The organism is Lentzea sp. NPDC054927, assembly GCF_053610285.1.
Window position 1 is genome coordinate 1 of sequence record NZ_JBSGXZ010000045.1, and the last position, 14,188, is coordinate 14,188.

A 14,188-nucleotide genomic window follows, 5' to 3' on the forward strand; every position below is an offset into this window, starting at 1 on the left:
GACGAAAAGCGTGTCGAGTTGACACCCCTCCTCGTGCGCGGCCAGAGCTGTGGCACGACTCGTGACGGGACCACCCACCGGAACCACACGAGAAGCCAAGGGCAGCTCGGCTTCGCCGTCGCCTCGGGCCTCGGCTTCGCCATCGGGTCGCCTCGCCTGCGGCATCGGCGGGGATGGGGCGTGCCCGGGGGTGGGGGGTGGTGCGAACTAGGGTGTGGGGGTGCGCATTCGTCGTGTTGTGACCACCCGCTCCGGTGGCGTGTCCAAGGCCCCGTACGAGTCGTTCAACCTTGGCGATCATGTCGGGGATGACGAGAAGGCGGTGGTGGCCAACCGGGCTCGGCTTGCTGAAGGTGTTGGGCTGGAGCCTGAGCGGTTGGTCTGGATGGAGCAGGTGCACGGGCGGACCGTTGCGACGGTTGACGGGCCGCAGGCTGAGCCGCTTGAGGCAACGGACGCGGTTGTGACGAAACAGGCTGGTCTCGGGCTGGTGGTGTTGACGGCCGACTGTGTGCCTGTGTTGCTGGGGGATCAAGAGGCCGGGGTGATCGGGGCCGTGCACGCCGGGCGTGTCGGGGCGCGTGTCGGGGTGGTGGTCGAGGCGCTCAAGGCGATGATGGCTCAGGGGGCTGAGCTGGAGCGCATCGAGGTTTTGTTGGGGCCTGCCGTTTGTGGCGAGTGCTACGAGGTGCCCGCTGAGATGCAGACGGATGTTGAGAAGCATCTGCCCGGTAGTGCGTCGAAGTCGCGGAAGGGCACGCCTGCGTTGGATTTGCGGGCCGGGTTGTGGAACCAGCTCGGCAGCGCTGGGGTGGGGAAGATCGGGGTCGACCCTAGGTGCACGTTCGAGGAGAGGGATCTCTTCAGTCACCGGCGGGAGGCGCCTACCGGGCGGTTGGCTTCGGTCGTTTGGATCGAGCCGTGAGCCGGGAGGAAGAGCTTCGGGAGAACCTCGCTGAGGTTGAGGAGCGCATCGCCAGGGCGTGTGAGGTTGCGGGGCGCGAGCGGTCGGAAGTGACGTTGCTCGCGGTGACGAAAACCTGGCCGGCCAGTGATGTCGAGCTGCTTTACGGGCTCGGGTTGCGAAATTTTGCCGAGAATCGCGATCAAGAGGCCGGTGCGAAGGTCGGCCAATTGAGACATCTCGCAGAGGCGCGCTGGCACATGGTCGGGCGGCTGCAGCGGAACAAGGCCAAGTCGGTTGTCGAGTGGGCCGATCAGGTCGACTCGGTGGACAGCGTCCGGCTGGCTGAGGCGTTGGCTGCGGCGGCGCGTGTGAGGGGTAAGACGTTGGACGTGTTGCTGCAGGTCAGTATTGACGGCGACACGTCGCGGGGTGGGTGTGCTGTTGCTGATGTGGCGGAACTGGCTGGCGTGATCACTCGTTCGGGTGATCTTATTCTCCGAGGTGCGATGACTGTCGCGCCTCTGACGATGAAACCTTCGCAGGCGTTTGAAGCGTTGGCGTCAGTGGTATCAGGGCTACGTGATGATCATCCCACTGCCAGCAGTGTGTCAGCGGGAATGAGCGCAGACCTGGAAGATGCCATCTCGCACGGATCGACCTGTGTGCGTGTCGGAACCGCGTTGCTCGGCAGCCGGCGACTAACCTCGCCGTAGGTTGTCGGGAACCTCGGGGCCGTCCGCACCGTCCCTAGGTGGGGAACTCGCGGAGGAGGGGCTTGGGATGAGCGCTTTGCACAAGCTGAAGGCCTACTTCGGGATGGTCCCCGCCGAGTACGCAGACGACCCCGGCTACGACGACGATCGCGGTCGCTACGGCGACTACCGGTCCGAGTACGCGGCCGAGGCCGACGACTACGACCCCTACCCGCGGCGCAACCGCGTGTTCACGCCGGGCCGGTCGGAGCTTCCTGGCTCCGGGTACCGGGCCGACATCGACGAGTCGGACGACTACGAGCCTGAGTCGCGGCGCGGGGGCAGCCCCTCGAGCACGCGGCGCTGGTCTGCTGACGCACCGGTGCACGGTGCGCTCGCCGTCGAGCCGCAGCGCGAGCCCGTGAGCAGGCTGCGTCCGGTCGCAGAACCGGTAGGAAACCCGTTGGCGCGCATCACCACGCTTCACCCCCGTACCTACAGCGAGGCGCGCACGATCGGGGAGCACTACCGCGACGGCACTCCGGTGATCCTCAACCTGACCGACATGGACGACGCGGACGCCAAGCGTCTCGTCGACTTCTCGGCCGGTCTCGCGTTCGCTCTGCGCGGGTCCATGGACAAGATCACCAGCAGGGTGTTCCTTCTCTCACCGCCGAACGTTGACGTCACGGCGGAGGACCGCAGGAAGCTGGCGGAGAGTGGGTTCGGGAACCACGGTTAGAGTTGACCCGTGGACCCGATCCGTCTCGTCATCTTCTACGTCCTCTTCGCGTTCTCCCTGTTCCTGACCGCGCGTGTCGTGGTGGAGCTGGTGCGGACCTTCGCGAGGGAGTGGCGCCCCGCGGGCGGCGTAGCCGTGACGCTGGAAACCGTGTACACGGTCACCGATCCACCGGTCCGTGCACTGCGTCGGGTGATCCCGACTGTGCGGATTGGTGGGGTCGGGCTGGACCTATCGATTATTGTGCTGTGGCTGCTCGTTATCATTTTGATGCAAGTGGCAGATCCCAGGCCATGACGGGGAAGCCGGGATGACCGCAGCCCAGGAGTGCGAGAGGTGATCCGATGCCGTTGACCCCCGCTGACGTGCACAACGTTGCATTCAGCAAGCCGCCGATTGGCAAGCGGGGCTACAACGAGGACGAGGTGGACGCGTTCCTCGACCTGGTTGAGGGCGAGTTGGCCCGCTTGATCGAGGAGAACAACGACCTCCGTCAGCAGGTCGAACAGCTCGACCAGCAGCTCGAGACTGCGCGTGCTGACCTCGACGATGCCCGTGTGAAGGCTTCGTCCGGCCCCGTGACGAGCCGTATGCCGGTGGAGGAGCCGCGCCGCCTGGCGCCGGTCCCGCCGCCGTCCGTGATGGAGCAGACGTCTCCCGGTGGTGGCGGTGACCACCACGTGCAGGCCGCCAAGGTCCTGGGCCTCGCCCAGGAGATGGCGGACCGGCTCACCGGTGAGGCCAAGGCCGAGGCGGACGGCATGCTGTCCGAGGCGCGCACGAAGTCGGAGCAGTTGCTCTCCGAGGCCCGTGCCAAGGCCGACACGATGGTCAACGAGGCGCGCACGCGTGCCGAGACCATGCTGAACGACGCGCGTACGCGCTCCGAGACGCTCGAGCGGCAGGCCCGTGAGAAGGCCACCGCGCTCGACCGGGACGCGCAGCGCAAGCACGCTGAGGTGATGGGCAACATCACCCAGGAGAAGAACACGCTCGAGAAGCAGATCGACAAGCTGCAGACGTTCGAGCGCGAGTACCGCACGCGACTGAAGACGATGCTCGAGTCGTCCCTGCGCGACCTCCAGGACCGCGGCCCGGCCGCTCCGTCCGAGGGGCGTTCCCAGGGCTACTCCTTCGGCGCACGCGCCGAAGCGGGCTGAACTACTGTCCACTAGGTGCTCTTCGTAGTTCTACTTCTGGTGCTGGCTGCCCTCGGCTTGCTCGTGCCCGCATTGACCACGTCCAACACGATCTGGGCGTGGTCGTCCGTGGGCGCGAGCGTGCTCGCCGCCCTGGTCCTGGCTTGGGACTGGTGGCGGCGACGGCCGGGGGACCCCGCTGCCGACGCGCAGAGTGTAGATCAACAAGCTGTAGCTGATGATCAACGGGTAGTGGTGTCGGCGACAGCCGACACGCCGCCCGCTGACGAGGAACCACCGGAAGAGGACACCGACGCGGCGGACCTGCTCGTCGTGGCCGATCTGGTGGACGAGGTGCGGGTGCTGGACGAACGGCCCCGATATCACCTGAGCACGTGCTCCTGGCTCACCGGGAGGCCCACGCTGGGCCTCCCGGTGCAGGAGGCACGGCAGCTGCAGTTCACGCCGTGTGACGTCTGCATGCCTGACGCGACGCTGGTGTCGCGGCACCGCGCCGGGAGGAAGTCTCCCGACGTGAGCGCGGACAGCTGACCTTCAGCCGAGCACTACCGGGCGGGCGCCGTGAGCGGTGACGAGGCCCGGTAGCCGTTCCCGGCTGGTCACGACCACCCGGCACCTCGGCGTTCCCGGTAGCAGCGGGACGACCTGAGCGGTGTCGGCGGCGTTGTCGAGCACGATCAACATCCGCCGGTCTGCCAGCAACGTGCGGTAGAGCGCTGTCTGCGCGTGTGGTTCCGGCGGGATGCCGTCCGGGGCGGTGCCCAGGGCGGTGATGAACTCGCGGACGACGTCGGCCGGGTCGCAGCCGTTCAGATCCACGAACAGCTGGCCGTCCGGGTAGTCGGCGGCGTGTTCGTGTGCCCAGTGCAGGGCCAGCCGCGTTTTCCCGGTGCCCGCGGGGCCGGTGATCGTGACGATCGGGCCTTCGTCCAAGGCCGCCAGCTGCGCTTCCATCCCGATGAAGCCCGACGGCGGCGGGGGAAGCTGGCGCGGGCTCCACTGTGGACGTTGGGTCAGTGACGCGTGCAGATCTCTCAGCGCGGGTCCGGGGTCCAAGCCCAGTTCGTCTGCCAGCCGGCGTCGGAGCTGCGAGTAGTGGGCCAGTGCTTCTTGCCGTTGGTCGGCGCCGATCAACGCGCGCATGAGCTGGCCCGCGAGGCGTTCGTCGAGCGGGCGTTCGGTCGTGCGCGCGGTCAGTTCGGCTACCAGGGTGCGGTGTTCGCCCGCGGCCAGCCTGGAGTCGGTGTGATCCAGTTCGGCGGCGGTGATCTCGCCGGCCAGCGTCTCGCGCAGTCCGTCGAACCACGCGCCGTGCAGGCCTTCGAACGGTTCGCCGCGCACGAGTGCCACGGCTTCACCGTGGTCGCCGTCGGCGATGAGGGCGCGGAAGCGGTGCAGGTCGATGGTCCCGGGGTCGGCTTCCAGCACGTACCCGCCGGAGCGGCGCACGATCGGGATGCCGTCGAGCGCGGTCCGCAGCCGGGACATGTAGCTGTAGAGCGCGGCTTTGGCCTGCCGTGGCGGTGCGTCGCCCCACACGCGTGAGAGCAGCTTGTCGACGCTGACGACCTGGTTGACGTCCACGAGCAGCACGGCCAGCACGCTCAGCTGGCGTGCGTGACCCACTTCGACGACGGCGGTGCCGCGCCGGACCTCTGGCGTGCCGAGGACGTGGAAGGAGTGCGTCACCGGTCCAGGAACAGCAGGGTGATCAGCAACGCCAGCAGCGCCAGGTCCACGACGACGCCGGTCGGCTTCGAGTCGTACCTCAGCCGGGTGACCGTGGCGCCGATCATCAGCAGCCCGAGCCCGACGGTGGCCGCGTGCGCCACCCAGTCCCACGTGACCAGGCCGGCGACCAGACCGGCCGCGCCCGCCCACTCCAGCGCGCCGATGGTGCGCCAGAGCGCGCCGTTCATGCGGAAGTGGTCACGGGCCTCGAGCGACGTCTTCGCCCCGAACAGCTTGCCCGCGCCTGTCGCCACGAACAGCAGGGCCAGCACGATCGACAACGCGATGGTCAACGTCATCCGGCGAGCATACGGTTTGCGCGCATCCGTACCCTGTAGCTACAGGCACCGATCCGGCCATCACCGGGGAGCCTTCGGAAGAACGGGCGAGAGCCTCAGTAGAACCGAACGGGACCGGCCCGTCACAGCCGAAGAACGAGAGGCTCACCCCCGAGGTGAGCAAGCGGGGTGGTACCGCGGCCCGCCGAGCCACATCGGCGTGTCGTCCTCGCGTGTCACATCTGACCGCGAGGAGCAGTGAAGATGGCCTACCCCAGGGCCGGACAGAACGAGGTCCCGGCGCAGCCGTCCTTTCCGAACCTCGAGCAGGACGTGCTCGGGTACTGGAAGGACGACGAGACCTTCCAGGCGAGCATCGACCGCAACCCGGTCGGCGACGACGGCGCGAACGAGTTCGTCTTCTACGACGGACCGCCCTTCGCGAACGGTCTGCCGCACTACGGGCACCTGCTGACCGGCTACGTCAAGGACGTCGTGCCGCGCTACCAGACGATGCGCGGCAAGCACGTCGAGCGCCGGTTCGGCTGGGACACGCACGGCATGCCGGCCGAGTACGAGGCCGAGAAGCAGCTGGGCATCACGCAGAAGCACGAGATCGACGAGCTCGGCATCGAGAAGTTCAACGAGGCGTGCCGCACGTCCGTGTTGCAGTACACGGACCAGTGGCGCGAGTACGTGACGCGGCAGGCTCGCTGGGTCGACTTCGACAACGACTACAAGACGCTCGACCTCGACTACATGGAAAGCGTCATGTGGGCGTTCAAGGCCTTGTGGGACAAGGGCTTGATCTACGAGGGCTTCCGGGTTCTCTGGTACTGCTGGCGCTGCCAGACGCCGTTGTCCAACACCGAGACCAAGATGGACGACGCCTACCGCGACCGGCAGGACCCGGCCGTCACGGTGGCGCTGCGCCTCGAATCCGGCGAGAAGGCCCTGGTCTGGACGACCACGCCGTGGACGCTGCCGAGCAACCTGGCCGCCGCCGTGCACCCGGACGTCGACTACGTGACGGTCGTGGGCTCCGACGGCGACAAGTACCTGCTCGCCGAGGCCAGGGTCGCGGCGTACGCGCGTGAGCTGGGCGAGGAGCCCGAGGTCGTCGCCCGCTACAAGGGGTCGGACCTGGTCGGCAAGAAGTACCTGCCGCCGTTCGACTTCTTCGTGGGCCGCGAGAACGCGCACCAGGTGCTCACCGCGGACTACGTGACCACCGACGACGGCACGGGCATCGTCCACATCGCACCGGCGTTCGGTGAGGACGACAAGGTCGTGACGGACGCGGCGGGCATCGAGGTCGTCGTGCCGGTCGGGCCGGACGGCAAGTTCACCGCGGAGGTGACGCCGTACGCGGGCGTGCACGTCTTCGAGGCGAACAAGCTGATCATCCGCGACCTCAAGGAAGCGGGCCTGCTGCTGCGTCACGAGACGTACGACCACCCGTACCCGCACTGCTGGCGGTGTGCGAACCCGCTGATCCAGCGCGCGCTGTCGGCGTGGTTCGTCGCGGTCACGCAGTTCAAGGACCGGATGGTCGAGCTCAACCAGGAGATCAACTGGGTGCCCGGCCACATCAAGGACGGCCAGTTCGGCAAGTGGCTCGAGAACGCGCGCGACTGGAACATCTCGCGCAACCGGTACTGGGGTTCGCCGCTGCCCGTGTGGACGTCGGACAACCCCGAGTTCCCGCGCACGGACGTGTACGGGTCGCTGGACGAGCTGGAGCGCGACTTCGGCGTGCGCCCGGACAACCTGCACCGGCCGTTCATCGACGAGCTGACCCGGCCGAACCCGGACGACCCGAGTGGTCAGTCGACCATGCGGCGCATCCCGGACGTGCTGGACTGCTGGTTCGAGTCGGGCTCGATGTCGTTCGCGCAGGTGCACTACCCGTTCGAGAACGCGGAGTGGTTCGAGAACCACTACCCCGGAGACTTCATCGTCGAGTACAACGGGCAGACGCGCGGCTGGTTCTACACGCTGCACGTGCTCGCGACGGCGCTGTTCGACCGGCCCGCGTTCCGCGACTGCGTGGCGCACGGGATCGTGCTCGGTGACGACGGCCAGAAGATGTCCAAGTCGCTGAAGAACTACCCGGACGTCAACGAGGTCTTCGACCGCGACGGCTCGGACGCGATGAGGTGGTTCCTCATGGCGTCGCCGATCCTGCGCGGTGGCGACCTGGTGGTGACCGAGCGCGGCATCAGGGACGCGGTGCGCCAGGCGGTGCTGCCGTTGTGGAACTCCTGGTACTTCCTCGCCTTGTACTCCAACGCTTCCGGGCGTGAGGGCACCTGGCGCGTCGACTCGAAGAACGTGCTGGACCGGTACGCGCTCGCGAAGACGCACGACCTGGTGCGCGACGTCCAGGCGTCGATGGACGTCTACGACATCTCCGGTGCGTGCCAGCTGGTGCGTGAGTACCTGGAGGTGCTGACGAACTGGTACGTGCGGCGGTCGCGGCAGCGGTTCTGGGACGGTGACCAGGACGCGATCGACACCCTGCACACCGTGCTGGAGGTCGTCACGCGCGTGACAGCGCCGTTGCTGCCTTACACGACCGAGGTCGTGTGGCGCGGGCTGACCGGTGGGCGTTCGGTGCACCTGACGGACTTCCCGTCGGTGTCGGACCTGCCCGCGGACGACGCGCTGGTGGCGGCGATGGACGAGGTGCGTGACGTCTGCTCGACGGCGTTGTCGCTGCGCAAGGCGAACAAGCTACGCGTGCGGCTTCCGTTGGCGCGCTTGACGGTCGCGTCGCCGGTGGCGGGCTCGCTGGAGGACTTCGCCGGGATCGTGCGCGACGAGGTCAACGTCAAGGAGGTGTCGCTGTCCACGGACGTCGACGCCTACGGGCAGTTCCAGCTGGTCGTCAACGCGCGTGCGGCCGGCCCGCGGCTCGGGCCGAACGTGCAGAAGGTCATCAAGGCCGTCAAGGCCGGTGACTGGTCCGAAGTGGACGGTCACGTGGTCGCCGCCGGTGTCGAGCTGTTCGAGGGTGAGTACGAACAGCGTTTGGTGGCAACGGATCCCGCTGCCACGGCCGCTCTGCCGGGCGGCGCCGGTGTCGTCGTGCTCGACACGGTGGTGACGCCGGAGCTGGAGGCCGAGGGCGTCGCGCGTGACCTGGTGCGCGTGGTGCAGCAGGCGCGCAAGGACGCCGCGCTGGACGTGTCCGACCGGATCACGCTGACGCTGGAGCTTCCGGACGAGGTGCGATCGGCCGTTGAGCCGCACCTGGAGTTCGTGCAGGCGGAGACGTTGACGTCGTCGGTCGTGTTCGGCGAGGGCGTTGCCGAGGGCACGGTCGGTGATGGCGCCAAGGTGAAGGTCGCCGTCGCGAAGGTCTGATCGGGTGAACGAGGGGCCGTCGTCTTCGGACGGCGGCCCCTCGTCGTGTGCGTTCAAGAAAATTGTCAGACCCCGTCGCTACGGTCGTTCCAAGACCAACAGCAAGGGGGATTGCGATGGTTTTCTCTGGGGGATTACGCGCCTTCGCGGGCGCACTGCTCCTCTCGGCCCTGGTGGTGGCGCCTGCCACGGCCTCGGCCGATCCGGGTGTGTGCAGATCCTGGGACGTCGTCGAGTTGCCGGTGCCACCTGCCGTGCGGTTCGGCGACGTGGCGGCAGCGGCGGGCTCGTTCTCGGTGGGCAACGGGTCGTTTTGGCAGCTGGACGGCTCGACCGTCCTGGTGTGGAAGGGCGGGCAGCAGGTCAAGCAACTGGTGTTCTCCCGCACCACCGTCTGGGCGTACGACGTGAACTCGTCCGGCACGGTGCTGTTGTCCTCGCCCTTCACGAAGGCGGCGTCGCGCTGGCACGAAGACGTCTACCAGGGGCTGCAGGGCTTACCGGGTGAGTTCGAGGTCCAGGCGGTCAGCCTGAACGAGCGCGGCGACGTGCTCGGCACGTCCCGCGGCAAGCCTGTCGTGTGGCCGGCGGGTTCCACTGTGCCGCAACAGGTTCCGGGAACCGACGCGTCGTGGCAGCCGGTGGGCATCGCGGACGACGGTTCGGTGCTCGCGAAGTCCGCTTCCGGTGCGCACTGGATCCGCCCGTCCGGTGTGGTGGTCTCGCTCGGCGACGTCCAGGTGCGGGCCGTGCAGGGCAACTACGCCGTCGGTGCCGTCGACTCGAAGGTCGTGCGCTGGGACGTGTCCGGTGCTGTGAGTGGTGCGTTCAGCTTCGCGGCGGACGCGTTGGCGGTGAACTCTCACGGTCACCTGCTGGGCAAGGCGTCCTGGGGCGACACCGAGTTGTGGGAGAACCCGGACCGTTCGGTTCCGGTGCCGGTCAACGCGTCGTTCGTGTCGGTGACCGACGAGGGCGACCTCTACGGCACGCTCGGCACCGAGCTGCGCACCCCGCTGATGCTCGACTGTGCGGGCGATGTGCGATGAAGGCGTTGCTGATCGCGGCTGTGGCCGCTTCGACCCTGCTGGCGCCCGCTCCGGCTTCGGCTGCGGCCTGTACGTGGACGTCCGCGGACCTGCCGTTGCCCGCGAACACGATCTTCTCGGCCATCACCGGTTCCGCCGCCGACGGCAGCTACGTGCTGGGGCTGGGTGTCGCTCAGCCGTGGCAGGACGTGGCGCTGTTGTGGCACAACGGTTCCGTGGAGTCGGTGCCGCTGGCGCCCGGCCAGTTCCCGAACGACGTGAACGCCTCCGGCACGGTCCTGATCAACTCGTCGGAGGGCTGGGCGCACCGGGGAGGAGTGGAGCTGAACCCGTTGCCGGGAGCCAACTCCGCGTGGGCCGCCGCCATCAACGCCGCCGGCGTGGCCGTCGGCCGCTCCGACAGCCAGATGGTGACCTGGCCGGCCGACTCCTCGGTGCCCCAGGCGGTGTCGGGCACGGACGACAACGCCAGCTGGACCATCGGGGGCATCGACGAGCAGGGCCGGGTGGCCGCCTGGCGCTACGGCTCGGCCGAGGAATCCACGCTGTCCTACGTCTGGGACCAGAACAACGTCCGCACCCTCTTGCTGCCGCTGCGGGGGCACAGTGAGACCAGGGTCAACGGCATCCGCAACGGCCGGATCGTCGGTTTCTCGGCCACCGACGGCTGGACCGACCAGGTCGGCGTGGAGTGGGACCTGCAGGGCAACGTCGTCCGCGCCCTGACCGGCTCGGCCGACGCCACGGAGATCACGTCGTCCGGGGACGTCTTAGGTCGCACCGCGGACGGCCCGGCCAACGTTTGGCGCGCCAACGGCGACGTCGAGCAGCCGCCGGGCAGCGCGGTGTACGAGGAGTTCGCGGACAACGGGTCGCTGTACGGCGGCTCGTACAGCGAGGGCACCTACACGCCGGTTCGCGCGAGCTGCGCCTGAGCGATGGCGGTGCGGCCGTGGGATCGACGACACGGCCATCGGGTCGTGAAGCCGAGACGAAGGCCACGGGTGGGACCTGGGTCGAGTGGAACCTCCAGGGCCAAGTCGTCCGCGCGTTGCGCAGTGACGTCCGGGGGTTCGGATGAGCTGCGGCTGGTGCGGCGCTCACAATCGCGCGCTGCACCAACCGCACCCAGAGCGACCACCGCGCCGAGGTGGAGGCCGCTGTCACGAGGGCGTGATCGGAATGTGAGCGCCGGTTCCTAGTCTCGTCGTCGCTCGAGAAGGGGGCAGCGATGAGATGCAGAGGACTGGCGGTCAGCACGGCGTTCCTGGCGGCGTGCGTGGTGGGTTCGCCCGCCGCGCACGCCGCCGCGTGCAACTGGGTCACGACGGACCTGCCGATCGGACCCGGTGTGACCTCAGCCGGTGTGATCGGCGGGTCGGACAACGGTGACTGGGTGGTGTCGTACGGCTTCCACCCATGGCTGAAGGACGGAACGTTCACCTGGTACAAGGGGCAGTTGCGAGGGCCCTTCCGATCGGCGAGGGAGACGAACGTCGCCGACGTCAACAACTCCGGTGTCCTGATGGGCAACGGAGGCCCCGGCGGGGTGGTCCGGATCACCAACGGCGTCACCGAGCGCATGCAGCCCGCGGCCGGTAGCACCGAGACGTGGGGCGAGAGCATCAACAACCGCGGCGACATCGTGGGTCTGTCGAGTGAGACGTCCCTGTACGGACCCGTGGTGGTGTGGCCGGCGGGGTCGACGACACCGAGGGAGCTCCCGGACACCCGCAACGGTCTCGTCCGCTTCGTCGCCGGCATCGACGACGACGGGAACGTGGCCGCGCGGGAGATCGGGGCGGAGAACCGCACCATCAGCCGCGTCTGGAACTCCGAGGGCGTGATGACGGAGCTGGAGCCGTTGCCTGGGCACTACTCCACCTACGCCGAGGTGATCCGCAACGGCCGGATCTTCGGCCAGTCGTTGCCCAGCGGATCGCACATCGGCGTGGTCGTCGAATGGGGGCTGGACGGCAAGATCGTCCGTTCGTTCCCCGAGTACCACTTCGTGCTGGACGCGAACGCGTCGGGGCACGTGCTCGGTGCGAGGCAGGGACAGGACGTCCGCAACGGCGTGTCGAGGGTGCCGGGTGAGATCGACACTCCCACCGGGATGTGGGCGACCTTGCTGGCGGACAACGGTGACGTCTACGGCTACGTGCCCGACTCGGCCCACACTGGTCACCCAGCGGTCTCCCGCTGCGGCTGACGGTTCGTCGCCATGAACGCGCGCCGCACCAGCCTGACCCAGAGCGACCACCGGGCTGGTGCGGCGGGTTCGCGGCCTGCCGCGCGTTCGCACGCGTCGAACAGGTCCTCCAGGCACGCGTCGTGCAGCCAGCGGACCACCAGTGCCCAGCGCAGCCGCTTGACGACGTCGAAGTCACCGATGAGCTCGTGGCGAAGGACGGTGCCCGAAGCCGACAGGGTGTGCGTGCCGTCGCCGTCGTGGAAGGCGAAGGTGATCGACTCGCCGGGGACGAACTCCGTGCAGTGGTAGCGGATCGGGCCGTGGCCGCCATCGGCTCCGACACCTAACGGGCGGTCGAACTCCTGCTTGCCCCAGGCGGGCGGCCACAGCTCCTGGACGCGGCCGACGAACGGGCCCGCAGGCACGCCGAGGTCTCGGGTGTGAACGTTCTTGATCATGGGATTCCCCTTCCATACGGTGCCGTATGTTCCTGAAACATACGGTAGCGTACGGACGCGTGGTGCGGAGAAATCAGGACGACTGGACTGAGATAGCGCTGAGAGCCCTGGCCGAAGGCGGGCTCGGCGCGGTCGCGATCGAACCGCTGGCGGCGAGCGTCGGCGCCACGAAAGGCAGCGTCTACCACCACTTCCCGAACCGGGAGGCGTTGCTCAAGGCGACTGTCGAGCGGTGGGAGCGGGAGCACACCGAGAAGGTCATCGAGCTGGTCGAGGCGGAGAAGTCCCCGCGGGACAAGCTCAGGACGTTGTTCGCGACGGTGCTCGACCGCACCCGCAAGGGCTCGGTGGAGATGGCGTTGCAGGCGGGCGCCGAGAACGAGGTGATCGCGCCGGTGCTGCAGCGCGTCACGAAGAAGCGGATCGGCTACCTGACTGAGTTGTTCGAGCAGCTCGGGTTCGACCACGAGCACGCGAAGAAACGCGCGTTGATCGCGTTCAGCCTCTACCTGGGGCAGGCGCAGATGTGGGTGACCCTGCCCGGCCTCGTCGAACCGGTGCTCGACGAGGCCGTGCAGGTGCTGACAGCCAGATGATCAGGCCGCGGTCGCCCACAACGCGTAGGCGATCACGTCCGCGTTGCGGTCGAGCGCCGTGGCGTTGACGTTCGACGTGGTGTCGCAGGAGCGGTGGTAGCAGCGGTCGAAGGCCTGGCCGGCCGTGCCGCCCCACTTCTGCGCCTGTGCCGAGGTCTTGGTCTGCTCGGCGCCGGTGAAGGTGCCGCCGGTCGGGATGTTCGCCCGCGCGAACGCCGCGTGGTCGGAGCGGCCGCCCACCTTGGTCAGCTCGGTCTGGACGCCGATCGAGGTGAAGCCCGCCTGCAGTCGCTGCTGCAGCGCCACCGAACCGGAGGGCTGGCCGTCGGCGCCGTCGTAGACGAAGTAGCCGGGGTTCGGCGAGCCGGTCATGTCGAAGTTCAGGTAGGCCTTGATCTTCGACTTCTCGGTGGTGGACAGCGAGTTCACATACGCCGTCGAGCCGCGCAGGCCGAGTTCCTCCGCGCCCCACCAGCCGAACCGCACGTGCTTGGTCGGCTTGAACCCGGTCGCCTTCATCTGGAGGGCGACCTCCAGGTTCGTCGCGGAGCCCGTGCCGTTGTCGTTGATGCCGGGGCCCGCCGTGACGCTGTCGAGGTGGCCGCCCAGCATGATGACGTTGTTCGCGTCGCCGCCGGGGTAGTCCGCGATCAGGTTGTAGCCGGTGGCGCCGCCGTAGGTGAACGACTGCACGCGCGTGGTGAAGCCGGCCGCGTCGAGCTTGCTCTTCACCCAGTTCACCGAGGCCAGGTACCCCGGACGTCCATGAGCGCGGTTGCCGCCGTTGGCGCTCGCGATCGACTGGAACTGGGTGAGGTGTGCTTGGACGTTGGCGACGTTGATGTTCGGTGCCGCCATGGCCGCCGGAGCGGCCGCTTGCGCTGCTGTGGTTCCGGTCACCATCAAGGCGGCCGCCAGCGCGATCAGGATCCTCATGGTTCAACTCCGTGCAGGGTTGGGATTGAGCCACTGATCAACATGCTCCACCGTGCATGAGCCCGGTAGGTGCGAA

The 14,188-nt window shown here is 68.1% G+C and carries 15 protein-coding genes; 11 read left to right on the top strand and 4 right to left on the bottom strand.

Translation table 11 applies throughout. The annotated features are described in order from the left end of the window. Positions 1-220 precede the first annotated feature (220 nt). From pgeF to ACWGE0_RS37965, 6 genes are all read left to right on the top strand, one after another. Positions 221-925 carry a peptidoglycan editing factor PgeF gene (gene pgeF, locus ACWGE0_RS37940; RefSeq protein ID WP_452265702.1) on the top strand — a complete coding sequence of 235 codons (705 nt, stop codon included), beginning with the start codon at positions 221-223 and terminating at the stop codon, positions 923-925. Beyond that, positions 922-1,620 carry a YggS family pyridoxal phosphate-dependent enzyme gene (locus ACWGE0_RS37945; RefSeq protein WP_452265703.1) on the top strand — a complete coding sequence of 233 codons (699 nt, stop codon included), beginning with the start codon at positions 922-924 and terminating at the stop codon, positions 1,618-1,620. The genes pgeF and ACWGE0_RS37945 overlap by 4 nt, the downstream gene beginning before the upstream one ends. Positions 1,621-1,687: 67 nt before the next feature. Then, positions 1,688-2,341 carry a cell division protein SepF gene (gene sepF / locus ACWGE0_RS37950; protein WP_452265704.1) on the top strand — a complete coding sequence of 218 codons (654 nt, stop codon included), beginning with the start codon at positions 1,688-1,690 and terminating at the stop codon, positions 2,339-2,341. 18 nt (positions 2,342-2,359) lie between these two features. Beyond that, positions 2,360-2,638: a YggT family protein gene (locus tag ACWGE0_RS37955; RefSeq protein WP_035914134.1), complete on the top strand. Its 279-nt coding sequence runs from the start codon at positions 2,360-2,362 to the stop codon at positions 2,636-2,638. 47 nt (positions 2,639-2,685) lie between these two features. Beyond that, entirely contained in the window at positions 2,686-3,501 is an 816-nt protein-coding gene (gene wag31, locus ACWGE0_RS37960) for a DivIVA-like cell division protein Wag31 (RefSeq protein WP_319969429.1), read from the top strand. Positions 3,502-3,516: 15 nt separating this feature from the next. Then, on the top strand, positions 3,517-4,032 hold the full coding sequence (locus tag ACWGE0_RS37965; protein ID WP_452265705.1) for a hypothetical protein: 516 nt from the start codon (positions 3,517-3,519) through the stop codon (positions 4,030-4,032). Between the two features lie 3 nt (positions 4,033-4,035). On the opposite strand, the gene ACWGE0_RS37970 is transcribed toward ACWGE0_RS37965, so the two are convergent. Together ACWGE0_RS37970 and ACWGE0_RS37975 are read right to left on the bottom strand one after the other, a co-directional pair. After that, positions 4,036-5,190 (bottom strand): BTAD domain-containing putative transcriptional regulator, encoded by a 1,155-nt coding sequence (locus tag ACWGE0_RS37970; protein ID WP_452265706.1) that lies wholly within the window; start codon positions 5,188-5,190, stop codon positions 4,036-4,038. Further along, on the bottom strand, positions 5,187-5,531 hold the full coding sequence (locus ACWGE0_RS37975; RefSeq protein ID WP_452265707.1) for a DoxX family protein: 345 nt from the start codon (positions 5,529-5,531) through the stop codon (positions 5,187-5,189). Before ACWGE0_RS37975 ends, ACWGE0_RS37970 begins: the two co-directional genes overlap by 4 nt. A gap of 243 nt (positions 5,532-5,774) precedes the next feature. On the opposite strand from ACWGE0_RS37975, the gene ileS reads away from it, so the two are divergent. From ileS to ACWGE0_RS37995, 4 genes are all read left to right on the top strand, one after another. After that, a complete protein-coding gene (gene ileS / locus ACWGE0_RS37980; RefSeq protein WP_452265708.1) occupies positions 5,775-8,879 on the top strand; it encodes an isoleucine--tRNA ligase in 3,105 nt (1,034 codons plus the stop codon). A gap of 116 nt (positions 8,880-8,995) precedes the next feature. Continuing rightward, entirely contained in the window at positions 8,996-9,928 is a 933-nt protein-coding gene (locus ACWGE0_RS37985) for a hypothetical protein (protein WP_452265709.1), read from the top strand. Next, positions 9,925-10,863: a hypothetical protein gene (locus tag ACWGE0_RS37990; RefSeq protein WP_452265710.1), complete on the top strand. Its 939-nt coding sequence runs from the start codon at positions 9,925-9,927 to the stop codon at positions 10,861-10,863. The genes ACWGE0_RS37985 and ACWGE0_RS37990 overlap by 4 nt, the downstream gene beginning before the upstream one ends. A 296-nt stretch (positions 10,864-11,159) precedes the next feature. Continuing rightward, positions 11,160-12,140, top strand: a complete 981-nt coding sequence (locus ACWGE0_RS37995; protein ID WP_452265711.1) for a hypothetical protein — start codon at positions 11,160-11,162, stop codon at positions 12,138-12,140. On the opposite strand, the gene ACWGE0_RS38000 is transcribed toward ACWGE0_RS37995, so the two are convergent. Then, complete coding sequence (locus tag ACWGE0_RS38000; protein ID WP_452265712.1) at positions 12,113-12,580, bottom strand: SRPBCC family protein; 468 nt, start codon at positions 12,578-12,580, stop codon at positions 12,113-12,115. The two genes, ACWGE0_RS37995 and ACWGE0_RS38000, sit on opposite strands and share 28 nt — an antisense overlap. Before the next feature lie 59 nt (positions 12,581-12,639). Between ACWGE0_RS38000 and ACWGE0_RS38005 the strand changes: the two genes are divergently transcribed. Next, a complete protein-coding gene (locus ACWGE0_RS38005) occupies positions 12,640-13,176 on the top strand; it encodes a TetR/AcrR family transcriptional regulator (protein ID WP_452265713.1) in 537 nt (178 codons plus the stop codon). Here the strand turns inward: ACWGE0_RS38005 and ACWGE0_RS38010 are convergent, their stop codons facing one another. Next, a complete protein-coding gene (locus ACWGE0_RS38010) occupies positions 13,177-14,112 on the bottom strand; it encodes a M28 family metallopeptidase (RefSeq protein ID WP_452265714.1) in 936 nt (311 codons plus the stop codon). Positions 14,113-14,188 lie beyond the last annotated feature (76 nt).